21 protein-coding genes are annotated in these 23475 nt (G+C 73.3%); 12 read left to right on the top strand and 9 right to left on the bottom strand.

Annotated elements, in window-relative coordinates:
• Window positions 1-2: 2 nt before the first annotated feature.
• Together AC3EU2_RS16835 and AC3EU2_RS16830 are read left to right on the top strand one after the other, a co-directional pair.
• Window positions 3-1340: a 3-oxoacyl-ACP reductase gene (locus tag AC3EU2_RS16835; RefSeq protein WP_488177427.1), complete on the top strand. Its 1338-nt coding sequence runs from the start codon at window positions 3-5 to the stop codon at window positions 1338-1340.
• A complete protein-coding gene (locus AC3EU2_RS16830; RefSeq protein WP_488177426.1) occupies window positions 1340-2194 on the top strand; it encodes a MaoC/PaaZ C-terminal domain-containing protein in 855 nt (284 codons plus the stop codon). Before AC3EU2_RS16835 ends, AC3EU2_RS16830 begins: the two co-directional genes overlap by 1 nt.
• Before the next feature lie 2 nt (window positions 2195-2196).
• On the opposite strand, the gene AC3EU2_RS16825 is transcribed toward AC3EU2_RS16830, so the two are convergent.
• Window positions 2197-4098, bottom strand: coding sequence for an alpha/beta hydrolase family protein (locus AC3EU2_RS16825; protein ID WP_488177425.1), 1902 nt, complete (start codon window positions 4096-4098; stop codon window positions 2197-2199).
• 69 nt (window positions 4099-4167) lie between these two features.
• Between AC3EU2_RS16825 and AC3EU2_RS16820 the strand changes: the two genes are divergently transcribed.
• A complete protein-coding gene (locus AC3EU2_RS16820; RefSeq protein ID WP_488177424.1) occupies window positions 4168-4728 on the top strand; it encodes a GNAT family N-acetyltransferase in 561 nt (186 codons plus the stop codon).
• Between the two features lie 18 nt (window positions 4729-4746).
• On the opposite strand, the gene AC3EU2_RS16815 is transcribed toward AC3EU2_RS16820, so the two are convergent.
• From AC3EU2_RS16815 to AC3EU2_RS16800, 4 genes are all read right to left on the bottom strand, one after another.
• Window positions 4747-5499 carry an N-acetyltransferase gene (locus tag AC3EU2_RS16815; protein ID WP_488177423.1) on the bottom strand — a complete coding sequence of 251 codons (753 nt, stop codon included), beginning with the start codon at window positions 5497-5499 and terminating at the stop codon, window positions 4747-4749.
• Between the two features lie 71 nt (window positions 5500-5570).
• Window positions 5571-8066, bottom strand: coding sequence for a cation-translocating P-type ATPase (locus AC3EU2_RS16810; protein ID WP_488177422.1), 2496 nt, complete (start codon window positions 8064-8066; stop codon window positions 5571-5573).
• 33 nt (window positions 8067-8099) lie between these two features.
• Window positions 8100-10697 carry a cation-translocating P-type ATPase gene (locus AC3EU2_RS16805; RefSeq protein WP_488177421.1) on the bottom strand — a complete coding sequence of 866 codons (2598 nt, stop codon included), beginning with the start codon at window positions 10695-10697 and terminating at the stop codon, window positions 8100-8102.
• Window positions 10698-10796: 99 nt separating this feature from the next.
• Complete coding sequence (locus tag AC3EU2_RS16800) at window positions 10797-11126, bottom strand: putative quinol monooxygenase (RefSeq protein WP_488177420.1); 330 nt, start codon at window positions 11124-11126, stop codon at window positions 10797-10799.
• Window positions 11127-11292: 166 nt separating this feature from the next.
• Between AC3EU2_RS16800 and thrS the strand changes: the two genes are divergently transcribed.
• Entirely contained in the window at window positions 11293-13287 is a 1995-nt protein-coding gene (gene thrS, locus AC3EU2_RS16795; RefSeq protein WP_488177419.1) for a threonine--tRNA ligase, read from the top strand.
• 17 nt (window positions 13288-13304) lie between these two features.
• Window positions 13305-13793 carry an N-acetyltransferase family protein gene (locus AC3EU2_RS16790; protein WP_488177418.1) on the top strand — a complete coding sequence of 163 codons (489 nt, stop codon included), beginning with the start codon at window positions 13305-13307 and terminating at the stop codon, window positions 13791-13793.
• Window positions 13794-13808: 15 nt separating this feature from the next.
• Here the strand turns inward: AC3EU2_RS16790 and AC3EU2_RS16785 are convergent, their stop codons facing one another.
• Window positions 13809-14279, bottom strand: a complete 471-nt coding sequence (locus AC3EU2_RS16785) for an N-acetyltransferase family protein (RefSeq protein ID WP_488177417.1) — start codon at window positions 14277-14279, stop codon at window positions 13809-13811.
• Between the two features lie 19 nt (window positions 14280-14298).
• On the opposite strand from AC3EU2_RS16785, the gene AC3EU2_RS16780 reads away from it, so the two are divergent.
• Genes AC3EU2_RS16780 through pdxS form a run of 6 tightly spaced genes read left to right on the top strand, consistent with a single transcriptional unit; the run spans window position 14299 to window position 19175 of the window.
• Window positions 14299-14844, top strand: a complete 546-nt coding sequence (locus tag AC3EU2_RS16780) for an HIT family protein (RefSeq protein ID WP_488177416.1) — start codon at window positions 14299-14301, stop codon at window positions 14842-14844.
• A 26-nt stretch (window positions 14845-14870) separates the two neighbouring features.
• Window positions 14871-15512 (top strand): phosphatidylinositol phosphate synthase, encoded by a 642-nt coding sequence (pgsA, locus tag AC3EU2_RS16775; RefSeq protein WP_488177415.1) that lies wholly within the window; start codon window positions 14871-14873, stop codon window positions 15510-15512.
• Entirely contained in the window at window positions 15509-16459 is a 951-nt protein-coding gene (locus AC3EU2_RS16770; RefSeq protein WP_488177414.1) for a phosphatidylinositol mannoside acyltransferase, read from the top strand. Before pgsA ends, AC3EU2_RS16770 begins: the two co-directional genes overlap by 4 nt.
• Window positions 16456-17646, top strand: a complete 1191-nt coding sequence (locus AC3EU2_RS16765) for a glycosyltransferase family 4 protein (RefSeq protein ID WP_488177413.1) — start codon at window positions 16456-16458, stop codon at window positions 17644-17646. Before AC3EU2_RS16770 ends, AC3EU2_RS16765 begins: the two co-directional genes overlap by 4 nt.
• Complete coding sequence (locus tag AC3EU2_RS16760; RefSeq protein WP_488177412.1) at window positions 17646-18230, top strand: hypothetical protein; 585 nt, start codon at window positions 17646-17648, stop codon at window positions 18228-18230. Before AC3EU2_RS16765 ends, AC3EU2_RS16760 begins: the two co-directional genes overlap by 1 nt.
• 21 nt (window positions 18231-18251) lie before the next feature.
• Window positions 18252-19175: a pyridoxal 5'-phosphate synthase lyase subunit PdxS gene (gene pdxS / locus AC3EU2_RS16755; protein WP_488177411.1), complete on the top strand. Its 924-nt coding sequence runs from the start codon at window positions 18252-18254 to the stop codon at window positions 19173-19175.
• Between the two features lie 196 nt (window positions 19176-19371).
• Here pdxS and fdhD read toward each other — a convergent pair whose 3' ends face one another.
• Genes fdhD through AC3EU2_RS16740 form a run of 3 tightly spaced genes read right to left on the bottom strand, consistent with a single transcriptional unit; the run spans window position 19372 to window position 21661 of the window.
• The gene (fdhD, locus tag AC3EU2_RS16750) at window positions 19372-20178 is read right to left on the bottom strand and encodes a formate dehydrogenase accessory sulfurtransferase FdhD (RefSeq protein WP_488177410.1); all 807 of its coding nucleotides are present in this window, start codon (window positions 20176-20178) and stop codon (window positions 19372-19374) included.
• On the bottom strand, window positions 20178-20393 hold the full coding sequence (locus AC3EU2_RS16745; protein ID WP_488179523.1) for a hypothetical protein: 216 nt from the start codon (window positions 20391-20393) through the stop codon (window positions 20178-20180). Before AC3EU2_RS16745 ends, fdhD begins: the two co-directional genes overlap by 1 nt.
• Before the next feature lie 20 nt (window positions 20394-20413).
• The gene (locus AC3EU2_RS16740; protein WP_488177409.1) at window positions 20414-21661 is read right to left on the bottom strand and encodes a kynureninase; all 1248 of its coding nucleotides are present in this window, start codon (window positions 21659-21661) and stop codon (window positions 20414-20416) included.
• Window positions 21662-21733: 72 nt separating this feature from the next.
• Between AC3EU2_RS16740 and AC3EU2_RS16735 the strand changes: the two genes are divergently transcribed.
• Window positions 21734-23386 carry a LuxR C-terminal-related transcriptional regulator gene (locus AC3EU2_RS16735; protein ID WP_488177408.1) on the top strand — a complete coding sequence of 551 codons (1653 nt, stop codon included), beginning with the start codon at window positions 21734-21736 and terminating at the stop codon, window positions 23384-23386.
• Window positions 23387-23475 lie beyond the last annotated feature (89 nt).

The raw sequence follows: 23475 nt of genomic DNA, 5'->3' as shown, positions 1-23475 counted from the left end.
CCATGGCGTTCAACTACGGCCAGTTCGTCAGCGGGGGAGTGGGCAAGCAGCTCGCCACCACCCTCGGCCTGCCGCGCCCGTCCCGGCTGCGCCGCCACCAGCTCGGTGGCTCGCTCGTCCCCGGAGCCGTGCTCGTCGCCGGTCACGGTGACGCGCCCGTCGCCGAGCGGGTCCGTCACCTGCTCGAGGACGCCGGGGTCCAGGTCGCGTCCCTGCCCTCGACGTCGGTGGTCGGTGTGGTCCTCGACCTCACCGCCATCGAGACGCCCGCCGACCTCGAGACCCTGCGCTCCGTCCTCGGCCCCGCCCTCAAGACGCTCGCGTCCACCGGACGCGTCGTCGTCGTGGGCCGACCACCCGAGGGCACCGGTTCGGTCGCCCAAGCCGCGGCCCGCCGCTCCCTGGAGGGGGTCGTCCGCTCGGTCGGCAAGGAGATGCGAGGCGGGGGGACCGCCAACCTCGTCCTCGTGGCCGACGGCGCCGACGCCGGCGTCGACGCGACGGTGCGCTTCCTGCTCTCCGGTCGCTCCGCGTACGTCTCCGGTCAGGTGTTCCACGTCGGCCGCCCGGTCGGCGAGGTCGTCGCCCCGGCCGACTGGGACCAGCCGCTGGCCGGCAAGGTCGCGGTCGTCACGGGCGCCGCCCGCGGCCTCGGTGCGGCCATCGCCGACACCCTTGCCCGGGACGGGGCCACGATCGTCGCCGTCGACGTGCCCGCCGCCGGTGGGCCGCTGGCCGAGGTCGCCAACCGCCTCGGTGGCACGGCCCTGCAGCTCGACGTCACCGCCCCGGACGCGGGAGCGAGGATCGTCGAGCACGCGCAGGCCCGCCACGGCGGCATCGACATCGTCGTCCACAACGCCGGCATCACGCGCGACAAGCTGCTCGCCAACACCGACGCCGACCGGTGGGACGCCGTCCTCCAGGTCAACCTCCTGTCGATCCTGCGGATGAACGAGGCCCTCGTCCCGGCGATGAACGACGGCGGGCACATCGTCAACGTCAGCTCGACGTCCGGCATCGCCGGCAACCGTGGCCAGAGCAACTACGCCGCATCGAAGGCCGGTGTCATCGGCATGACCCGGGCCCTGGCCGTCGACGACGCGGTCCTCGCCAAGGGGATCACCGTCAACGCGGTGGCTCCGGGCTTCATCGAGACCGAGATGACCGCGAAGGTGCCGCTCACGACCCGCGAGGTCGGTCGGCTGATGAACTCGCTGTCCCAGGGCGGTCAGCCCGTCGACGTCGCCGAGACGATCGGCTACTTCGCGTGGGACGCCAACCGGGCCGTCACCGGCAACGTGGTCCGCGTCTGCGGCCAGATGCTGCTGGGGGCCTGATGCCGACGACCGAGACGTATCGTGAAGCACCTTCTCTCGCAAGGGTCTTCGTCAAGGCAGCCGTGGCGGGCAAGAAGTCCGGCACGACCCTGCCGGACACCGAGCTGGTCCTCGCCGGACACGAGGTCGACCGCGGTCACCTCATGGACTACCAGCGGCTCTGCGGCTTCACCGTCGACGACGCGCTCCCGCACACCTACCCGCACATCCTCGGCTTCCCCCTGCAGGTCGCGCTCATGGGTCGCTCGTCGTTCCCACTGCCGCTCGCCGGACTCGTGCACGTCGAGAACGCGATCACCGTGCGCCGCACGCTCACCGCGTCCGACGTGCTCGACGTCGCCGTGCACGCCGAGCACCTGCGGGACCACCCCAAGGGCCGTCAGGTCGACCTCGTCACCGAGGCCAGCGTCGGGGGCGAGCCGGTCTGGAGCGGGCGCAGCACCTACCTCGCGCGCGGCAAGGGCAACCCCGACGCGGAGCGCGGGGCCGAGGCGCCGTCCCTGCCTCGCGGGTTCCCCGCGGCGCAGTGGTCCCTGCCCGGTGACCTGGGTCGGCAGTATGCCGCCGTGTCCGGTGACGTGAACCCGATCCACCTCCACGCCCTCACCGCGAAGGCGATGGGTTTCCCCCGGGCGATCGCCCACGGGATGTGGACGTCGGCGCGCGTCCTCGGCGCCCTCGGACGCCGGGCGGGCGGGCCGAGCACGTCGCACGTGTGGTTCCGCAAGCCGGTGCTGCTGCCGGGCCGGGTGGACCTCGTCGTCGACCGGAGCGGACCGCTCGTCGTCGCCGGGCTGCGCTCCACCCGCAAGCCGGAGGTCGAGCACCTCGTCCTCACCCTCGAGACCGCCTGAGGTCACGCGGACGGTGCGGGGGTGAAGCCGAACACCCTGCCGTAGAAGACCAGCTCGCGGGTGACCGAGTCCTCGATCGCCCCGGCCGCACGGAACCCGTGGCCCTCCTCGGGGTACATCACGAGGTCCACGTCCTTCCCGGCCGCACGCAGGGCCGCGGCCATGCTCTCCGCCTGTGCGGGCGGCACGACCTCGTCGATCCCGCCCTGGAGCAGCAGCACCGCCCCCTCCACGGCATCGAGGTGGTGGATCGGGGAGCGCTCGACGTAGACGTCCCTCGACTCCGGGTACGGACCCACGAGGCGGTCGAGGTAGCGCGACTCGAACTTGTGGGTGTCGGTCGCGAGTGCCTCCAGGTCGGCCACCCCGAAGTAGCTCGTGCCGGCGGCGAAGGCGTCACTCGTCGTCAGGGCCCGCAGGACGGAGTAGCCCCCGGCGCTGCCACCGCTGATGGCGAGCCGGTCGCCGTCGACCAGGCCGGCGTCGGCGAGCGAGCGGGCGCCGGTGACGACGTCGTCGATGTCGACGACCCCCCACTGGCCGAGCAGCCGGTCCCGGTAGCCCCGTCCGTGTCCGGTGCTGCCCGAGTGGTTGACGTCGAGGACGGCGAAGCCCCGCGTCGTCCAGAACGCCCGGCCGAGCTGCAGCCCCGCCTCGGTCCGGGCCGTCGGCCCGCCGTGGACGAAGACGAGCAGCGGCGGAAGCTCGCCGTCGGGCCCCACCGCCTGCGCGTGCCCCGGCGGGAGGAAGACGCCGTGCACGTCCTGGCCGCCGCTGTTGGTCCAGCTCCACGCCTGCGGCGCGGTGGCGTATGCCGGGTCGAGACCGTCGTCGCGGCTGCGCCGGAGCGTCATGACCGGTCCACCGACGCGTCCGCGGACGACGACGGGGAGCTCGGTGGGGGTGCCGACCCGGACGACGAGCTCGTCACCCACCGCCTGGAGGTGGTCGAACTGCACGCCCGGCACACCGGCGTCCACGAGGTCTCCGGTCTCCGGGTCGAGGACGCCCAGGCGCCCGACCCCGTCGGCCCACCAGTGCACCAGCGCGCGGCCGTCGTCGAAGAAGGCGTGGTCGCCCATCCCGAGGACCCACTGAGGCTGCATGAAGTCCGCCTCGACGCGGTGCAGCGCCTCTGGTCCGGACCCACTGTCGCGCAGGAGGTTCCACCAGCCGGAGGCGTCCGAGACGAACCACAGCGAGCCGTCGGGCGCGAAGCGGGGCTGGCCGACGCTCACGTCGTCGTCGGCCGCGACGACCTCCCAGGCGTCCGCCCCGTCCGAGACGGCACCGGCCAGCACGGCTCGCCGCAAGGTGGTCGTGTCCCACGGCATGTTCGGGTGGTCCCACGTCACCACCGCGACCTCGCCGTCGTCGGGGGACAGGGCCGGGCGGCCGACGAAGTCGGTGCCCTCCCAGAGCACCGTGCCGCCGTCGGCGTTGTCGTCGTCGAGCGAGAGGCGCACCAGGGTGTTGGCCGGCTCCCCACCGCCCGAGTGGTCCTCGCGGACCGCGAGGACGAACCCGTCCCCGAGCACGAGGCCGCCGTAGCGGAACCCTCCCTCGGGCGTGACCGCGCGCATGGACCCGTCGGCCGCCACGACGTGCACCCTGAGGTCCGGCATGGTCGTGACGACCACGGTGCCGGAGCGGACGGCATACGCGCCGCCGCCGTACTCGTGAACCCGGGAACGCACGTTGACCCCCTCACCCACGACGTCCTCGACCGCACCCGTCGAGCCGACGTGTCGGACGAGGGCGACCCGGCCGTTCTCCCATGGGCGCGACTCGAGCCAGTAGGTGTCGGCGCCGTCCACGCGCACCTCGTCGAGGCCACGGGTGGCGGCGGTGAGCGCGGCGGGGGACAGGGGCGAGGGCCAGGAGCCGAACGGCAGAGCGGTCATGACGACCAAACTAGACCGCGGACCCGCGACGGTTGGCGCCAGGCGCTGCCCCCGACGTAGCGTCGCCGCATGGTGACCCTGGCCCGTCCGCACGTCCGCTACCGGCAGTCCTACCTGGCGGCCTCCGACGAGTTCCTCGCCGCCGGGGACGAGCAGCACGGCGGCATCCTCGTGTGGCCGGCCGACGAGACCTTCCCCGGCGTCGAGTTCACCCGGGACGGGCTCGCGGACCCGGAGGAGTTCGAGCGCTTCGTCGCCAACCGGCTCGGCGACGAGGACCCGGACTCGCCGCGCCCGACCGGCTGGGTGCCGTGCACCTACCTGTGGATGGTCGACGGCGACGAGTACCTCGGCGCGATCTCGCTGCGGCACAGCCTCGACAACCCGTTCCTCGCCGAGCTCGGTGGCCACATCGGCTACAGCGTCCGGCCCTCGGCCCGTCGGCGTGGGCATGCGGTCGACGCCCTGCGGCAGGCGGTGGAACTGGCAGGTGCGCGGGGGATCGACCGGGTCCTCGTGACCTGCGACGAGGACAACGTGGCCTCGGCGCGCACCATCGAGTCAGCGGGGGGCCGGCACGAGGACACTCGGCAGGGCCGGCGCCGCTACTGGATCGTCACGGGTCACTGAGCCCCGAGGGCGCCGTCGTCAGAGGCGGTGGTGCACCCACACCCCGGGCTCGACGTAGACGGCGTGGTCGTGCTCGACGCTCGCGTGGACCGGGTTGAGGGCGAACGGCACCTCGACGTCACCGGTCTCGTCGAACGGCAGCCCCGTCCACGAACGCCACTCGGACAGCGTCCCCGAGATCGTCATCGCGCGCGGGCAGACGCCCACGACGGTGGCGCCGACCCGCACGTGCAACCTCAGCCAGGGGTCCTCGGGGAGCCCGTCATCGCGGACCAGGGCGAGGTAGTCGGTCATCGGCAGGCGCGGTCGACGGTGCTTGCCGTTCGGCCGCACGGGTGCGACGAGGTCCGTGAAGCCCAGACGAGCGGCGTTCTGCCGCTTGGCCTCCAGCATGAGCGAGGCAAGCCCGGTGCCCTGGAGGTCGCCGCGGACCGCGACCTCGAGCCCCGACACGTGCGTGGGGCTGCGCCCGGAGAGCTCGTCGAGCCACGCCCAGCGGATGACGCCGTCCCAGCCGTCGTCCGGGAGCCGCGGCCGCCCGACGTCCTCGCCCATCGCGAAGGGGACCGAGTGGGACTTCGCCACGAGACGGCCCGGGTCGGCGGAGTCCCAAGCGACGAGGGTCCACGGGGCATACGTCGTCGTGGTCCGGGAGTAGTAGAGGTCGCCCATGGGGTCGTGCCTCATGAATTCCGGCCAGGTGTCGTCGAAGTCGCGGAGGAGACCGGCGAGGTCGGGGCGCTCGGCGAGGCTGGCGACGACGAGGTCCATCCCGCGACCGTCCCACACCCGGCCGGGGTCTCGCCTGCGGTTTCCCGGGCCCCGGTTGGCGGGGTCGCGACTCATCGGCTCGTCAGCCGGCGCCATGCGTGCAGGACCAGGCCGGGCACGGCGGCCACCGCGAGGATGCGCACGACGACGTCCCAGGCCAACGAGGTGGTGCCGAGCAGCGCCTGGAGCGGCCCGACATACACCGCGGCGACGAGGAGCCCGCCGGCGACGAGCACCGCCAGGTCGAGGCTCCGGGCGGGCAGGCCAGCACGGTTCGCCCGGGGGGCCCGCAGTGCCAGGGCGACGCCCAGCTGGCCGGCGCCGAGCGCGAGGAAGATCGCCGTGCGGCGCTGGTGCTCGTCCCCGTCGACGAAGCCACCGACGACGAGCGCCATGAGGGTGAGTCCCAGGGTGACCGCGACGAGCCGGGCCAACGCCCGTCGGGGGAAGATCGGCTCGGCCGGCGCCCTGGGCGGCTTGGTCATCTCGTCGGAGCTGATGGGCTCGGACCCGAAGGCCACCCCCACGAAACCGTGCGTGAAGAGGTTGATCCAGAGGATCTGCGCGGGCAGCAGCGGGAGGGTCAGCCCCACCGTGAAGCCCCCCAGCATGACGCCCACCTCGGCCAGCCCACCCGAGACGGCGAACGCGAGGAACGCCTGGATGTTGGCGTAGATGCGCCGCCCCTCCTCGACGGCGGCCGTCACCGAGGCGAGGTCGTCGTCGGTGAGGACGAGGTCGGCCGACTCCTTGGCCACCTCCGTGCCGCTGCGCCCGGCCGCAACGCCGATGTCCGCGCGTCGCAGGGCAGGAGCGTCGTTGACCCCGTCACCGAGCATCGCCACGACCTCACCGGCACCCTGCAGGGCTTCGACGACGTCGACCTTCTGGTCCGGCTTCACGCGGGCGACCACGGTGAGGCCGCGACACCGCTCAGCGGTGAGCGCGTCCGGTGTGACCCCGTCCACGGGGAGGACGTGCGGGTCGGTGATGCCGACGCGCGTCGCGATGGCGTGCGCGGTCCCGACGTGGTCCCCGGTGACGAGAACCACCCGGATGCCCGCCTGCCGGAGCCCGCTCACGACGTCCGCGGCGGTCGTGCGGGGCGGGTCACCGATGCCGACGAGCCCGGCCAGCCGCCAGGCGTGCCGGTCCATCCGGTCGGCGACCGCGAGGACCCGCAGCCCGGAGGCAGCCAGCTCGACGGCGGCGCCCATCGCAGCGGTGACGGCGACACCCGGCGCGAGCTCCTCCAGCACCGCCTCGGGCGCTCCCTTGCGCACCTCCAGCTCGCGGCCGTCCGCATCATGGTGGGTCGTCGTCATCGTTCTCGTGTGGTGGTCGAACGGGCTCTCGGCCGTGCGGCGCCAGACGGACCGCCACGCCTCCGGATCCGGACCGGACTTGGCCGCGAGCGCGAGCAGGGCCCCCTCGAGGGGGTCCCCGAGCACGGTCCAGTCGTCCTCGTCGCGACGCAGCTCGGCGTCGTTGCAGAGCACCACGTCCCGCAGGAGGCGGTGCAGCTCCGTGTGGTCCTCGCACAGGCGACCGTCGGGGCCCGTGATGGTGCCCGTCGGGTCGTAGCCCTGGCCCGTGACCTCGAGGCGCTCCCCGTGGAGCCAGACCACCTGGGCCAACATGCGGCCCTCGGTGATCGTGCCGGTCTTGTCGGTGGCGACCACGGTGACCGACCCGAGCGTCTCCACGGCCGACAGCGTGCGCACGACGGCGTTGCGCCGCGCCATGCGGTGGGCCCCCAGCGCCAGCGCGACGGTGACCACGGCGGGAAGCGACTCCGGCACGGCGGCCACCGCGAGGCTCAGACCAACGACGAGCATCTCCGTCCACGGCCGTCCCTGGACCAGCCCGATGCCGACGACGAGCGCGGTCAGCGTGAGCACGAGGGCCACCAGCGCGCGGCTCAGGGCGGAGAGGCGTCGCTGCAGGGGTGTGGGTCGCACCCCCGTGGTGGCGATGAGCTCCGCGATCTGGCCGATCCCGCTCGCCGCCCCCGTGCGGGTGACGAGGACGGTGGCGCTGCCCCGGGTCACCCTGGTGCCGCCGATCACCTCCTCGCCGGTGGCGTGAGGGACGGGCAGCGACTCACCGGTGATGGGAGCCTCGTCGAGCTCGAGCTCACGGCCGTCGACGACGACGGCGTCGGCCGGGACGATGTCGCCCGCGAGCAGCTGGACCACGTCACCGGGGACGAGCTGGTCGGCGGGCAGCTCCTCCGTGCGACCGTCACGCCGCACCCGCGCGGTCGGCGCCACGAGCCGGCGGATCTCGTCCATGGCACGTTCGGCGCGGAACTGTTGGACGACACCGGCGGTGGTGTTGAAGACGACCACGGCCATGATGATCGTGGTGTCCGGCCAGTCGCGCAGCATCGCGGTCACCGACGACGCACCGAGCAGGAGCAGGATCATCGGGTCCCGCAGCTGGTCGAGCGTGCGGCCGAGCACTCCGCGGCGCGGGGGTTCCGGCGCCCGGTTCGGCCCGACCTCGGCGAGGACCTGGTGCGCCTCGCGCGTCGTCAGCCCGTCGGGCACGATGTCGAGCGGCACGGACTCCTCCAGCTCGGGTGGTGGGGAGACCAGTCAAGAGCGTGGGCCCGTCGCCGACGAGTGCCGAAGGTCCCTCCGCCGGGAGCGCACGAGCTTGTGCAGCGCGTCGGCCGCGAGGAGCGCCACCGCCCCGGCCAGGGCCCAGCCCCATCCCTCCGCGGACGGCCAGGCGCCACCGAGCAGCGCGGACACCGGCGCGACGCCGAGGAACACGAGGAGGAGGGCGAGCTCGGAGCCCACGGCCAGCAGGAGGGAGGGGTTGCCGGCGACCCCCGAGCGCCACACCGGCACCGTGTCGCTCCGACAGGCGAACGCGTTGGCCATCTGCGCGAGGGCGATCGTCGCGAAGGCCGCGCCCGACGCACCCGCCAGGAGGGCGGCACCGGGGTCCTGCCCCCAGCTCCACCCGCCCCCCACCAGCACGGCGGTGAAGGCCACGAGCGCCGCCGCCGCCTCGGTCGGGCCCAGCACCCCGAAGGCCCGGAGCAGGAGGCGACGGTCGACCAGGGTGCGGGAGCGGCCGCGTCCCTCCATGACCCGGCGGCTGGGTGGCTCCGCGCCCAGCGCGAGGGCGGGGAGCATGTCCGTGCCGATGTCGAGCGCCAGCACCTGGAGCACCCCGATCGCGAGGGGGAACCGGCCACCACTGAGCGCCCACGCCGCGAAGGGTGCGAGCTCGGCGACGTTGTCGGTGAGGTGGTAGGTGAGGAAACGCCGGACGTTGGCGAAGGTCGCCCTCCCGAGCTCGACCGCGGTGACGATCGTGCCGAAGTGGTCGTCGAGGAGGACGAGGTCGGCGGCCTCGCGGGCGACGTCGCTCCCGGAGGCGCCCATCGCGACGCCGACGTCCGCCTCGCGCAGCGCCCGGGCGTCGTTGACGCCGTCCCCGGTCATGGCGACGACGTGTCCGCGATCCCGCAGCACCCTGGCGATCCGCAGCTTGTCCCCGGGCGTCGCCCTGGCGACGACGACGCCGTCGGCCCGGTCGAGTGCGGCTCCGAGGGTGTCGTCGTCCTCGGGGAGCTCGCGGCCGTCCAGCACGACCCCTCCAGCGTGAAGGAGGCCGATCTCCCGGGCGACGGCCTCCGCGGTGCCGGGGTGGTCCCCGGTGACCATCGCGAGCCTGATGCCGGCACGGAAGCACGCGGCGACCGCCTCGGCGACGTCCGGTCGAGGGGGGTCCTCCAGCCCGAGCAGCCCGAGCAGGCGCAGGTCCTGCTCGAGGGCGTCCGGCTCGGTCTCCCCGTGCCACGGCCGCGACGCGACGGCGAGCACCCGCAGACCACGCCGCGTCATGTCGCCGAGCGCCCGCCTCGCAGCCTCCTGGTCCCCGGAGCAGCGCTGCAGCACGTGCTCGGGTGCGCCGAGGGTCTGCACCACCTCGTCGGTGACCACCGAGCTCATCATCCGCTCGGGACTGTAGGGCGCACTCGCCCGGACCCGCACGCTCGGCAGCGTCGCACCGGCACGCAGGGCGGCGCAGTGGATCGCGGCCTCCATCGGCTCGCCCTGCGCGTGCCACTCGCCGGACCGTTCCTCCACCCGGCCGGCCACGCAGCGCGTCGCCGCCTCCGCCACCCGGCGGACCGCGCGGCGATCCTCCTCGGACGCGCCCACGGTCCCGCTGGGCTCGTAGCCCGACCCCGTGAGGGCCACCGTCCGCCCTGGGGTCCACACGGTCACCACGGACATCCTGTTCTGCGTGACGGTGCCCGTCTTGTCGGTGCAGATGAACGTCGTCGCCCCCAGGGTCTCGACCGCGTCGAGACGCCTCACCAGCGCCTGCCGGTGGGCCATGAGCTGGGCACCCCGCGCGAGCGACAGCGTGACGGTCGGCAGGAGCCCCTCCGGGACGAGCGCCACCGTCACGCCGACGGCGAAGAGGAAAGCGCTCGTCGGCGCCAGCCCGAGGGCGAGGCCACCCAGGCCCAGCGCGGTGCCGGTGCCGCAGGCGACGAGGGCGACGACGCGGACCACTCCCGCCAGCTCGACGGACATCGGGCTGGGCGGGCGGGTGGCCTCCGCGGCGAGGTGCGAGATCTCGGCCAGCGTCGTCCACCGACCCGTCGCCGTGACGAGGGCCTCGCCCGCACCCTGGACGACGAACGTGCCGGCCATGAGCGGGTCACCGTCGACGTGGGACACCGGTTCGCTCTCACCGGTGACGAGCGACTCGTCCAGACGGAGGCCGTGCCCGGCCAGCACCTCGTGGTCGGCGGCCAGCCGGTCACCGGCGGCCAGCTCGACGACGTCGCCGGGGACGAGCTCCTCGGCGCCGAGGGTGCGGACGCGCCCGTCCCGGCGGACCCGCACCCGAGCCGGCATCATCGCGCGGAGGCGTTCAGCGGACCGGTCCGCGCGGCGCTCCTGCCAGAACGCGAAGAGCGCGTTGAGGACCACGACGACGCCGATCGCCCCGGCCAGCGCGGGCAGGCCCCCGAGCAGCGCCAGTCCGGAGGCGACGATGAGCAGCAGGGCCAGGAGGTGCGTGAACTGGCGGGCCAGCTCCCGCCAGGGCGAGGGGCCGGGTCCCGTGGGCAAGGTGTTGGGCCCGACGTCCGCCAGTCGGCGGGCGGCCTCCTCGGACGTCAGCCCCTGCCGGAGCTCGACAAGGTCCCGGACACGGTCCACCCCGCCAGCGTGTGACGGGGCCCCGGCACGGTCACAGGGCCGAAGGTCACGTGACCGCGGGTCGGGGCCCCGTTGTGCGTGGTCGTCGTGCCCGTGGGGTCAGGGTCGGTCGACGGTCATCTCGCCGAGCTCGGACCAGTCGGTGCCGGGCACGCTCGTGCTGACGATGCGTGGCGTGGCGGCGAGGTATGGCGGGAGCTCCCGCTGCGCCGCGTGGAAGTGCTCGGAGCCGACGTGGGCCGCGCCGGCCTCGTCGTCGCGGAAGGCCTCGACGAGGACGTACTCGTCGGCGTCGTCCAGGCTGCGGGACCAGTCGAACCACAGGCACCCGTCCTCCGCGCGGGTGGCCTCGGTGAACGCCCGGGAGATCTCGGGCCACCGGTCGGCGTGCTCGGGCAGGACGGCGAATCGGGCGGTGATGAAGATCAAGGCTCTGCTCCTGCGCGCGGTCGGGGTGGTGCCGATCGCCCGACCCTACCGAGCACGCCCGAACTGCGTCGCGCGAGCGATTTTCGGGCGGCTAGCATCGTGGTGCCGTTCCGCGCCCGACGCGGACGGCATACCTCCCGCAGTCCCCACCCCAGGAGCTTCCACCGTGTCGTCACCCCAGATCACCCTTCACGTCGCCGGAGACGAGCGATCGGTGGCGGAAGAGACGACCGCGGCGGAGCTGTTCGAGGGGCAGCGCGACGTCCTGGTGGCCCGCGTCAACGGGGAGCTGCGCGACCTGGCCCACGTGCTCGCCGAGGGGGACGTGGTCGAGCCGGTGACGGCGCAGGAGCAGGACGGGCTGGATGTCCTGCGGCACAGCGCCGCCCACGTCCTCGCGCAGGCCGTGCAGCAAGTCCACCCGGACGCCAAGCTGGGCATCGGACCGCCGATCCGCGACGGCTTCTACTACGACTTCGACGTCGCCGAGCCGTTCACCCCGGACGACCTCAAGGCGCTCGAGAAGGTCATGCAGAAGATCGTCAACGAGGGCCAGACCTTCGTGCGGCGCGAGACCAGCGACGAGGCGGCCCTCGTCGAGCTCGGCAACGAGCCCTACAAGTGCGAGCTCATCGGCCTCAAGGGCGGCGCCGCTGCCGAGGCCGCCGAGGGCGCCGACGTCGAGGTGGGCGGGGCCCAGCTTACGATCTACGACAACGTCCGCCGTGACGGCACCCGTGCCTGGGGCGACCTGTGCCGCGGCCCGCACGTCCCCACGACCAAGGTGCTCGGCAACGCGTTCAAGGTGATGCGCAGCGCCGCAGCGTACTGGCGGGGCTCCGAGAAGAACCCGCAGCTGCAGCGGATCTACGGCACAGCCTGGGCGACGAAGGACGAGCTCAAGGACTACCTCGACCGTCTCGCCGAGGCCGAGAAGCGCGACCACCGCAGGCTGGGTCGCGAGCTCGACCTCTACTCCTTCCCCGACGAGATCGGGTCGGGGCTCCCGGTGTTCCACCCCAAGGGTGGCGTCATCAAGCGCGAGATGGAGGACTACGTCCGCCGTCGTCACATCGAGGAGGGCTTCGACTACGTCGGGACCCCGCACATCGCCAAGGAGGGTCTGTTCCACACCTCCGGTCACCTGCCCTACTACGGCGAGGGCATGTTCCAGCCCCTCGACGTCGACGGCATGGACTACCGCCTCAAGGCGATGAACTGCCCCATGCACAACCTCATCTACCGCTCGAAGCAGCGCTCCTACCGCGAGCTGCCGCTGCGCCTCTTCGAGTTCGGCCACGTCTACCGGCACGAGAAGTCCGGGGTCATCCACGGGCTGACCCGGGTGCGCGGCTTCGCCCAGGACGACAGCCACTCCTACGTCACCAAGGAGCAGGCGCCGGACGAGATCCGGCACCTCCTGGCGTTCGTCCTCGACCTGCTGCGCGACTTCGGTCTGGACGACTTCTACCTCGAGCTGTCCACGAGGGACGACGAGGGCGACAAGAGCAGCAAGTTCATCGGGTCGGATGCGGACTGGGACGAGGCGACCCGGGTGCTCGAGACGGTGTGCTCGGAGACCGGGCTCGAGCTCGTCGCCGACCCCGGGGGCGCGGCCTACTACGGCCCGAAGGTGTCGGTCCAGGCCCGCGACGCCATCGGCCGCACCTGGCAGATGTCGACGATCCAGTACGACTTCAACCAGCCCTCACCCGAGCGCTTCGGGCTCGAGTACCAGGCCTCGGACGGCTCGCGCCAGCAGCCGGTGATGATCCACTCGGCGAAGTTCGGCTCGATCGAGCGGTTCATCGGCGTCCTCGTCGAGCACTACGCCGGCGCGTTCCCGGTGTGGCTCAGCCCGGTCCAGGTGCTCGGCGTGCCCGTCGCGGACGAGTACAACGACTACCTCTGGGGCGTCCTCACGCAGATGAAGGCCAAGGGCATCCGGGTCGAGCTCGACGACAGCGACGACCGCTTCCCCAAGAAGATCCGCAACGGCAGCAAGTCCAAGGTGCCGTTCATCCTCATCGCCGGCGAGGAGGACCGGGCCGCAGGGGCCGTGTCCTTCCGCTACCGCGACGGGTCGCAGAAGAACGGCGTGCCGGTCGAGGACGCCATCGCCGAGGTCCTCACCGCGGTCGAGACCCGCGCCCAGGTCTGAGGCGGGCCGTGCCGCCGGTGATCCGCCCCGCGGAGCCCCGTGACGCCCTCGCCGTAGCGGCACTCACGCTGCAGGACGACCGGGAGTGCGGCGCGGCCGTCCAGCCGGGCTTCCTCGACCGGTTCGCGGACGCGTGGCTGGCCGACCACGACCGGGTGACCTTCCTCGCCGAGTGCGACGACGGTCGCCCCCTCGGGGTCGTGACCGCCGCCGTCGTGACGAAGCTGCCGAGCTCGCGGCGCCCCGACGGCCGGTGGCTGCACGTGTCCCTGCTCTTCGTCACGCAGGACGCGCGCGGCGCCGGGCTCGGGGCCGCCCTCCTCGGTGCCCTGCGCGACTGGGCACTGGCGCACGGGGTCGGGCGGATGCAGCTCAACGCCGCCCCCGAGGCGCGCTCGCTCTACATCCGGGCCGGCTTCGGGCCACCGACGGACGCGCTCATGGAGTGGCGCGCCGACGGCGTCGGGGGAGCGGACGGCATACGGCGCGCAGCGTTCCCTCCCTGACACGGGGGCCGGCCGTCACGGGCTCCAGACCATCCGGACGTCCGGCTCGCCCTCCTCGTTGTCTCCGTCGGTCCACTCCACCGGCACGAACCCGTGCCGCTCGTAGAACCTCACGGCCCGGGTGTTGCTCTGGAAGGCCCACAGCTGCAGCCCCTGCGGAAGCCGCTCGCGAGCGAGGCGCAGGAGGTGCGAACCCAGCCCACGTCCCGTGTGCGGCGCCGCGACGTACAGGTGCGCCAGCTCATCGGGTTCCCGCAGAGCGAGGAAGCCGACGGCACGGTGCCCCACCTCCGCCACCCACACCTCGCACTGGCGCAGCACGACCTCGCGCACGAAGGGCTCGACGGTGCTCCGGTCGTGCGGGATCATCGGGATCTGCGGCGCCGACTCCGATCGCACTCGCCAGTACAGCTCGGCCAGGGCGGCAGCGTGATCAGGGGTTGCTCGTCGCACGGTGGGGACGCCCGAGTCGGTGCTGCTCGCCATCGCTTCATAGGATCACAGGATGAGCGACGCACTCGAGCCCGACACGAACTTCGCGGGGGTGCCGGACGGGTTCGACCGCCTCTGGACGCCCCACCGGATGGCCTACGTGACGGGGGAGCGCCCTTCGACCGACGCGGGGGACGGGTGCCCGTTCTGCGCGGCGCCCGGCCGCGACGACGCCGAGGGTCTCATCGTCCACCGGGGCGAGCACTGCTACGTCGTCATGAACCTCTTTCCCTACAACCCCGGCCACGTCCTCGTCTGCCCGTACCGGCACGTCTCGCTCTACGTTGACCTCACCGACGAGGAGACGACGGAGTTCACCGACCTCACCAAGACGGCGATGCGTGCGCTGAGCGAGTCCTCAGGGCCGCAGGGCTTCAACATCGGGATGAACCAGGGCGAGGTCGCCGGCGCGGGCGTCGCGGCCCACCTCCACCAGCACATCGTGCCGCGCTGGGGCGGCGACATGAACTTCCTGCCCGTCGTCGGCCAGACCAAGGCGCTGCCGGTCCTCCTCGAGGACGCGCGGCGCCGGCTCGCGGAAGCCTGGCCGGTGCAGTGACGTCGGGCCATTAGGCTGACCGCACCATGCTCAACAAGTACGCGCGCCCCTTCTTCACGAAGCTGCTCACCCCGCTGGCCTCGGTCCTCCTCAAGCTCGGGGTCAGTCCTGACGTCGTGACGATCGTCGGCACCCTCGGGGTGAGCCTCGGTGCGCTGCTGTTCTACCCGCGCGGCGAGTTCCTCATCGGCACCCTCGTCATCACGGCGTTCGTCTTCTCGGACACCGTCGACGGCATCATGGCCCGCCGGTCGGGCCGGTCGAGCACGTGGGGTGCCTTCCTCGACTCGACCCTCGACCGCGTCGCCGACGCCTCCGTCTTCGGCGGGCTCGTCCTCTTCTACGCCGGCGGGCAGAGCGTGCGTCCGGGCGGCGCCTTCGAGGTCTCCCCGGGGCTCATGGCCGCCCTCGCCCTCGCCTGCCTCATCCTCGGCATGGTCGTGTCCTACGCCCGCGCCCGCGCCGAGGGTCTCGGCATGACCGCCAACGTCGGGATCGCCGAGCGGGCCGAGCGCCTCGTCGCCGTCCTCGTGACGACCGGCCTGGTCGGGTGGTTCCTCCCGGAGGTCTTCCTCACCGTGGTGCTCGCCCTCCTCGCCCTCGCGAGCCTGGTCACGGTGGTCCAGCGGATGCTCGAGGTCCGCCGTCAGGCCCTCGACGTCGCGTGAGCGCGCGTGCCGGGGGCGTCGTCTCCCGAACCACCGACGCGGTGACCGTGGCCGGCTTCCGGGTCGGCTGGTCGCTCATCCGCCGTATGCCGGAGGGCGCGGCCCATGCGCTCTTCGACCGGATCGCCGACCTCACCGTCGCCCGGGGCGGGGGAGTGCGGCTGCGCGCCAACTACGCGACGGTGCGACCCGAGCTCGACGAGGCCGCGCTCGACCGGCTCGTCCGTGACGGCATGCGGGCCTACATGCGGTACTACTGCGAGGCCTTCCGGCTGCCGGTCCTCACCGCGGACGACCTCGCGGCGCGGGTGCGGGTCGAGGGCGACGGACCGGTCCGTGAGGTGCTCGCCGACGGCGGGTCGCTCGTCTGCTTCCTCGGCCACCTCGGCAACTGGGACCTCGCCGGGGCCTGGGGCGCGGTGCACCTGGGACCGGTCACGACGGTCGCCGAGCGCCTCGAGCCCGAGGAGGTCTTCGAGGAGTTCCTCGCGTTCCGGACCGGGCTCGGCATGACCATCCACCCGCTCACCGGCGGGGACCCGCCCTTTCCGCTGCTGCGGCAGGCGGCGCGCCGACCCGGGCTCATCCCGCTGCTGTCCGACCGCGACCTCTCCCGCGACGGGGTCGAGGTCGACTTCTGCGGTGAGCCCGCACGGATGGCGGCCGGACCCGCGGCGCTGGCCCTCGCCGAGCGGCGGCCGCTCTTCCCGGTCTCGATCCGGCACGAGCGCACCGGACGCCGCTGGGGCATCGTCATCACCTTCCACGACCCGGTGGCCGTCCCCGAGTCCGGGACCACGCGGGCCAGGGTGACGGCCATGACCCAGTCGTGTGCCGACGTCCTCGGCGAGACCGTCCGGAGCCACACCGCCGACTGGCACATGCTCCAGCCGGTCTTCACCAAGGACCTCGACCTCGCACGGCTCGCCCGGGCCGGTGGCGCATGAGGATCGGACTCGTCTGCCCCTACGCCTTCGACGTCCCCGGCGGGGTCCAGTTCCACGTCCGCGACCTCGCGGAGTTCTTCACCGCACAGGGTCACGAGGTCTCCGTCCTCGCGCCGGTGGACGACGGCGGCGCCAGCCTGCCGGCATACGTCACGTCGTGCGGTCGGGCGGTCCCGGTGCGCTACAACGGGTCGGTCGCGCGGCTCACCTTCGGGCCCGTGACGTCCTCGCGAGTGAGCCGGTGGCTGGAGGAGGGCGACTTCGACGTGCTCCACCTCCACGAGCCGATCACGCCCAGCGCGTCGCTCATGGCCCTGTGGGCCTCGTCCGAGCCGGTCGTCGCGACCTTCCACACGTCGAACATCCGCTCCCGCGCCATGCACGCCGCGAACCCCCTGCTGCGCCCGTCGACCGAGAAGATCCGGGCGCGCATCGCCGTCTCCGAGGAGGCCCGCCAGACGGTGCGTCGCCACCTCGGCGGTGACGCCTACATCATCCCGAACGGCGTCGACACGCAGCGGTTCGCGCCCGACGGCGCGGTGACCCGCTGGACGGGGACCCCGGAGCGGCCCACGCTGGCGTTCCTCGGGCGCATCGACGAGCCGCGCAAGGGCCTCGACGTCATGGTCGCCGCGATGCCGGCCGTCCTCGACGCGCTCCCCGGTGCCCGTCTGGTCGTGGCCGGCCCCGGCGACGTCGACGAGATCGCCGAGTCCCTCGACCCCCGGGTGCGGGCCGCGACCGAGTTCCTCGGTGCGGTCTCCGAGGCCGACAAGGTGGCCCTGCTGAGGTCGGCCGACCTCTACGTCGCGCCGCACACGGGCGGTGAGAGCTTCGGCATCGTGCTCGTCGAGGCGATGTCGGCGGGTGCGCCGGTCCTCGCCAGCGACCTCGAGGCGTTCGTCGCCGTGCTCGGCAGCGGGCCGGCCGGACGCACCTTCCCGGTGGGGGACGGCGCCGCCCTCGCGAGCGCCGTCGTCGAGCTGGTCGGCGACCCCGGCGAACGGCAGCGACTCAGCGACCTCGGGCTGCGACGGGCCCGGTCCTTCGACTGGGGAGTCGTCGCGGAACGGGTCATGGCCGTGTACGAGACCGTGATCGAGGGGGCGGACAGCTCCCCGGTCGAGCCCGCCCTGCGCGCCGGCCTGCTCGGGCGGCTGCGCTGGCCGATCAGAGGTGAGGCGTGATGGACGTCCTGCAGATCGCGACGACGGTGGCCCTCGTGCTGCTCGCCGTGGCCTGGTACCTGTCGTACTCGGCCTCGCGCCTCGACCGCCTCCACGCGAAGGTCGAGGGTGCGGTGTCCGCCCTCGACGCCCAGCTCGTCCGGCGCGCCGAGGCCACCCTCGAGCTCGCGACGAGCGGGGCCCTCGACCCCGCGACGTCGCTGCTGCTCGCCGACGCCGCGAGCGAGGCGCTCGAACGCCACACCCACCAGCCGCTGAGCCATGACCCGCTCGACGGGCAGACCTTCGCCGGACGCGAGGACACCGAGACCAACCTCACCGAGGCCCTGCGGGCGGTCCTGCAGGAGGACACGGTCGCCGCCCTCCGTGGCGACGTCGAGGGGGTCGGCGCCGACGGCCTGTCGCGGGTGGAGGCGAGCGCCCTGCGCGTCCAGCTGGCCCGCCGTTTCCACAACGACGCGGTCCGCGAGGTGCGCCGGGTCCGGACCAAGAGGGTGGTCCGGCTGTTCCGTCTCGCCGGTCACGCGGCCCTGCCGCACCGCGTCGACTTCGACGACGACCTTCCGCCTGCAGTGGTCGACTGAGACGGCTCTACACTGTCGCGCATGAGCGACTCCAGCACCACCGCCGCAGCCCCCACGACCACCTCCCACACCGGCACGACCCGGGTGAAGCGCGGCATGGCCGAGATGCTCAAGGGCGGCGTCATCATGGACGTCGTCAACGTCGAGCAGGCCCGGATCGCCGAGGACGCCGGTGCCGTGGCCGTGATGGCCCTCGAGCGGGTCCCCGCCGACATCCGCGCCCAGGGCGGCGTCTCCCGCATGTCCGACCCCGACATGATCGACGCCATCATCGAGGCCGTCTCGATCCCGGTCATGGCCAAGGCCCGGATCGGCCACTTCGTCGAGGCCCAGGTCCTCCAGTCCCTCGGCGTCGACTACATCGACGAGTCCGAGGTGCTCACCCCCGCCGACTACGCCAACCACATCGACAAGTGGAACTTCACGGTCCCGTTCGTCTGTGGCGCCACCCACCTCGGCGAGGCGCTGCGGCGCATCACCGAGGGCGCGGCGATGATCCGCTCCAAGGGCGAGGCCGGCACCGGTGACGTCTCCAACGCCACGATGCACATGCGCAAGATCCGGGCCGAGATCCGCCGCCTGCACGGCATGGCCGACGACGAGCTGTACGTCGCGGCCAAGGAGCTCCAGGCGCCGTTCGACCTCGTCAAGGAGGTCGCCGTCGCCGGCAAGCTGCCGGTCGTGCTCTTCACCGCGGGCGGCATCGCCACCCCCGCCGACGCCGCCATGATGATGCAGCTCGGCGCCGAGGGCGTGTTCGTCGGCTCCGGCATCTTCAAGTCGGGCAACCCGGTCGAGCGCGCCGAGGCCATCGTCAAGGCGACGACGTTCCACGACGATGCCGACGTCATCGCCAAGGTGTCGCGCGGCCTCGGCGAGGCCATGGTCGGCATCAACGTCGACGAGATCCCCGAGCCGCACCGCCTCGCCGAGCGCGGCTGGTAGTCCGCGACAGCCGGCCCGGCCGAAAGCGGGCCGGTGGGCCGGCGGGCGTGCCCAAACTCGCCAATTCCCCTCCTGCGGCACAGACACGCCGTGCGTGTCGCGTGCCTCCGGGGAGGAATTGGCGAGTTGTGCCCGGGGCGCCAGTGCGGCAGCGCGTCGGTGCGGCAGTGCGGCGGGCCGTCAGTGCGGCGGGCCGTCAGTGGGGGATGCGGTGGGCGTGCGTGTAGACGCTCATCCGGCGCCCTCGGGCGAACCCGACGAGGGTGACGCCCAGCCGGTCGGCGGCCTCGATCGCCAGTGACGACGGCGCCGACACGCACGCCAGCACGGACACCTGCGAGACGGCGGCCTTCTGGACGAGCTCGAAGCTGGCCCGGCTCGACACGACGAGCAGCGCGCCCGCCGTCTCGATACCGAGCACGAGCGCACCGCCGAGCACCTTGTCGACGGCGTTGTGGCGCCCGATGTCCTCGCGCACGATCGCGAGGTCGTGCGCCCCGGCCGGCACCAGCCCGGCGCCGTGCGCCCCGCCGGTGCGGTCGAAGAGCTCCTGCCGGCGGCGGAGCCCCTCCAGCGCCGACGCGACGGACTCGGCGGCCCAGACCACCTCGGGTGGTCGGGCGGCGGTCACCGCCTCGACCGCCTCGACGGCCGTCGTACCGCACAGCCCGCAGCCCCCGAGCGAGGCGAGGTTGCGGGTCGAGGTCACGGCCTCGCCGCTCGCCGGTCGCGTCACCTGGACGTCGAGAACGTTGAGGCTGTCGAGGTCGGAGCAGAACCGGGCCGACCGCACGTCGTCGCGGGCGGCGATGACGCCCTCCGCGCGCAGCAGACCGTGCGCGAGGTCCACGTCGTGCCCGGGCGTGCGCATGGTGACGGTGAAGGTCGTGCCGCCAACCCGGATCTCGAGCGGCTCCTCGCCGGCGACGGTGTCGATCGCGCGCGTTGTGTCGCCGTCGAGGTCGATGCGGACGACCTTGTGGCGCGAGCTGACCCGGCCCATCAGCGGGCCTCCAACCGGACGACGACGGACTTCGAGGTGGGGGTGTTGCTGCCGCGGGCCGTGGAGCCGAGGGGGACGAGCACGTTGGTCTCGGGGAAGTACGCCGCGGCGCACCCCCGGGCGGTTACCGCCGGCACTCCCGCCGCGCTCGTCTTCGGGGGACCGACCTCGAGGTCGGCGTCGCCCCGGTCCTGCTTCGCAGCTCTGCGTGCCATGCGGCCCATTCTCCCTTGGCTCACGTCACCGCGGCGCGGGAGCGGTGCTCGGGCCGCTCGAACTCACGCCCCGCGAGGACGTCGCGCAGGTGCACGGCCGCGGCGAGGGCGTCCTCGTGGGAGAGGTAGAGCGGCGCGAACCCCAGCCGAACGATGTTCGGCTCACGGAAGTCACCGATGACGCCGCGCGCGATGAGGGCCTGCACGACGGCATACGCGTCGGGGTGGCGCAGGCTGACCTGCGAGCCCCGCCGGTCGTCCTCGCGCGGGGTCGCGACCGGGAGGTCGACGCCCAGCGCGCCGACCGCGTCGACGAAGAACGCGGTGAGCGAGAGCGACCGTCGGCGCACGTCCGCCATGGACAGGCCGTCGTATGCCGTGAGCGCGCCTTCCAGCGCGGCGATCCCGAGCACCGGTGGAGTTCCGACGCGGGCCCGCGTGATGCCGTCGGCGGGCGTGTGGTCGGGGGACATCGCGAACGGGGTCGCGTGGCCGTTCCAGCCGAGGATGGGGTTGGTGAACGCGTCCAGGTGCTGCGGCGCGACGAAGATGAACGCCGGTGCGCCGGGGCCGCCGCTGAGGTACTTGTAGCCGCACCCGACGGCGAAGTCGGCGCCACCGGCTGACAACCCGACCTCCACGACCCCCGCCGAGTGGCAGAGGTCCCAGCACGACAGGGCACCGGACTCGTGCGCCGCCGCGGTGATCGCGGCGAGGTCCCAGAGCTCACCGGTGCGGTAGTCGACCTGCGAGTAGGACGCGAGGACGACGTCGTCGGAGCCGCGCAGCCGCTCGACGGCGTCGGCGGGGGAGAGCAGCTCGAGGGTGAGGCCGAGCTGGTCGCAGACGCCGCGGGTGACGTGGACGTCGGTGGGGAAGGAGTCGGGGTCGGTGAGGACGACGCGCCGGCCCGGACGCATCCGGGCGGCAGCGTGCACCGCCTTGTAGAGGCTGACGGTGGTCGAGTCGCCCACGACGACGGTCCCGGCCGGGGCACCGACGAGCTCGGCGATGCGGTCGCCGACCCGTTCCGGGGCGGACCACCACGCCGACTCGTTCCAGGCGCGGATGAGCTGCTCGCCCCACTGCCGCGACACGGCGTCCGCGGTCGCCTCCCGGGCCGCGGTCGAGAGGGCCCCGAGCGAGTTGCCGTCGAGGTAGACGACCCCGCCGGGCAGCTCGAACGCGTCGCGGCGGTCGGTCGGCGCGTGCTGGGTGTCGAGGGCCCTGGCCTGCTCGGCCAGCGAGGTGAGGACGTCGCTGCTCATGCCCGGAAGCATGTCACCACCCTCGCTGCCGGTCGTACGCTGGAGTGTGCGACTCCACCGGGGGAGGCGCCCGTGACCGAGGCCCTCCACCCCGACGACCCGTCCGTGACGCGCGCCGACACGGGCGGCTGGCGGGCGCTGGTCGAGCGGCTGGGCGCCGAGCGGGACGCCGCCCGCGAGCGCAGCGACGACCTCCCGCTCGACGAGCTGCGGCTTCTCGCCGAGGGCACGTGGTGGCTCGGCGACGGTGCGCGGTCGATGGCGCTGGACGAGGAGGTCTACCGCCGGCTCGACGCGGAGCAGGACCCCGTCGCGGCCGCGCAGCAGGCCCTCGACCTCGGTCTCGAGTGGGTGACCCGGGGGGACGTCGTCATCGGGACGGCGTGGCTCGCCCGGGCGCGACGCCTCCTCGAAGGGCTGCCGGAGTCGGTCGTCCACGGGTACCTCCTCTACATCGACGCGACCTACGAGCTCGACGTCCACGGGGACCCGGCGCCGGCGCAGGAGGCCGCCACCCGGCTCGAGGCCCTCGGTCGTGCCCACGACGACTCGGCGCTTCCCTGCTTCGCCCGGGTGCTGGAGGGCTTCGCCCGGGTGCGCGAGGGACGGACCGCCGACGGCTTCGAGGCCCTCGACGAGGCGATGCTCGAGGTGATCGCGGGCCGCGTCCCGCCACGGTGGGCCGGCGACATCTACTGCACCGTCATCCACGTCACCCACGAGCTGGGTGACTGGGCGCGGATGCGGTCGTGGACCGACGCGCTCGAGCGCTGGGCACTCCCGCTGTCCCGGACCTTCATGTACGTGACCGTCACCCGGGTGCACCAGCTCCAGCTCGTCGGTGCCGAGGGCGGCTGGGACGAGGTCCTGGCGCAGATGGAGGGTCCGAGCCGGACCCTCGTCGGGTCGCACGGCTGGCTGGCCGGTGCGGGGTTCGAGGAGCTCGGTGACGTGCTCCGGTGCCGGGGCCGGTGGGCCGACGCATCCGCCGCCTACCGCCGCGCCCGCGAGCTCGGCATGGACCCGCAGCCCGGTGACGCCCTCCTCACGCACGCGGCAGGGCGTTCGCACGAGGCAGCGACGGTGCTGCGCGCGGCGGTGGAGGGCAGGGGGAGGTTGGAGCGGGCGCGGCTCCTGCTGCCGTCGGTCGAGGTCGGCCTGGCCTGTGGCGACGTCGACCTCGCCGAGTCCGCGGCGACCGAGCTCGCCGGGACGGCGAAGCAGTACGACACGGCGGGGATGCGGGCCTGGGCGCGTCACGCCGAGGGTCTGCTGGCGCTTTCCCGCGGTCAGCACGAGGACGCCGCCGTCGCCCTCGAGTCCGCCCTGCGCGAGTACCGGAGCCAGGGACTTCGGTATGCCGTGGCGCGCGCCCACGAGCACCTCGCGACCGCGCGACGCGGGTTGGGCCAGGAGCGGGCTGCCGAGGCTGACGCGGCGACGGCGCTGATGATCTACCGGGAGCTCGGCGCCGCCCCGGACGTGGCGCGCCTCACGGTGTCGGAGCGCCCGGGAGGCCTCACCGGCCGCGAGGAGGAGGTGCTCGCCCTCGTGGCCGGAGGCGCCGGCAACCGGGAGGTGGCGCAGCGGCTCGTCATCAGCGAGAAGACCGTCGGGCGCCACCTCGCCAACATCTTCGCCAACCTCGGCGTCGGGTCCAGGACGGCCGCGGCTGCGTGGGCCCACGCGCACGGCATACATGGTTCACCCCACGGTCGCGCCTGAGATCTGCAGGGTTCGGCCGATGCGGGGCGAAGGGGTGCGTTCCTAGCGTCGTCGTCACGGGCAACGGCCCGTCCGACCAGAAGGAGCAG

The organism is Knoellia sp. B-D-2, assembly GCF_057714695.1.
Note: the sequence above shows the minus strand (reverse complement) of the source record. Positions and strands in the feature narration are given on the sequence as shown.

Excerpts from the sequence above, each read along its gene's own strand:
- pdxS (WP_488177411.1), top strand. The coding sequence starts at position 18,252 with ATGAGCGACTCCAGCACCACCGCCGCAGCCCCCACGACCACCTCCCAC.
- AC3EU2_RS16835 (WP_488177427.1), top strand. The coding sequence starts at position 3 with ATGGCGTTCAACTACGGCCAGTTCGTCAGCGGGGGAGTGGGCAAGCAG.
- AC3EU2_RS16820 (WP_488177424.1), top strand. The coding sequence starts at position 4,168 with ATGGTGACCCTGGCCCGTCCGCACGTCCGCTACCGGCAGTCCTACCTG.
- AC3EU2_RS16830 (WP_488177426.1), top strand. The coding sequence starts at position 1,340 with ATGCCGACGACCGAGACGTATCGTGAAGCACCTTCTCTCGCAAGGGTC.
- AC3EU2_RS16780 (WP_488177416.1), top strand. The coding sequence starts at position 14,299 with ATGAGCGACGCACTCGAGCCCGACACGAACTTCGCGGGGGTGCCGGAC.
- AC3EU2_RS16815 (WP_488177423.1), bottom strand. The coding sequence starts at position 5,499 with ATGGACCTCGTCGTCGCCAGCCTCGCCGAGCGCCCCGACCTCGCCGGT.
- AC3EU2_RS16785 (WP_488177417.1), bottom strand. The coding sequence starts at position 14,279 with ATGGCGAGCAGCACCGACTCGGGCGTCCCCACCGTGCGACGAGCAACC.
- AC3EU2_RS16740 (WP_488177409.1), bottom strand. The coding sequence starts at position 21,661 with ATGAGCAGCGACGTCCTCACCTCGCTGGCCGAGCAGGCCAGGGCCCTC.
- AC3EU2_RS16745 (WP_488179523.1), bottom strand. The coding sequence starts at position 20,393 with ATGGCACGCAGAGCTGCGAAGCAGGACCGGGGCGACGCCGACCTCGAG.
- AC3EU2_RS16825 (WP_488177425.1), bottom strand. The coding sequence starts at position 4,098 with ATGACCGCTCTGCCGTTCGGCTCCTGGCCCTCGCCCCTGTCCCCCGCC.
- AC3EU2_RS16760 (WP_488177412.1), top strand. The coding sequence starts at position 17,646 with ATGGACGTCCTGCAGATCGCGACGACGGTGGCCCTCGTGCTGCTCGCC.
- AC3EU2_RS16765 (WP_488177413.1), top strand. The coding sequence starts at position 16,456 with ATGAGGATCGGACTCGTCTGCCCCTACGCCTTCGACGTCCCCGGCGGG.
- pgsA (WP_488177415.1), top strand. The coding sequence starts at position 14,871 with ATGCTCAACAAGTACGCGCGCCCCTTCTTCACGAAGCTGCTCACCCCG.
- fdhD (WP_488177410.1), bottom strand. The coding sequence starts at position 20,178 with ATGGGCCGGGTCAGCTCGCGCCACAAGGTCGTCCGCATCGACCTCGAC.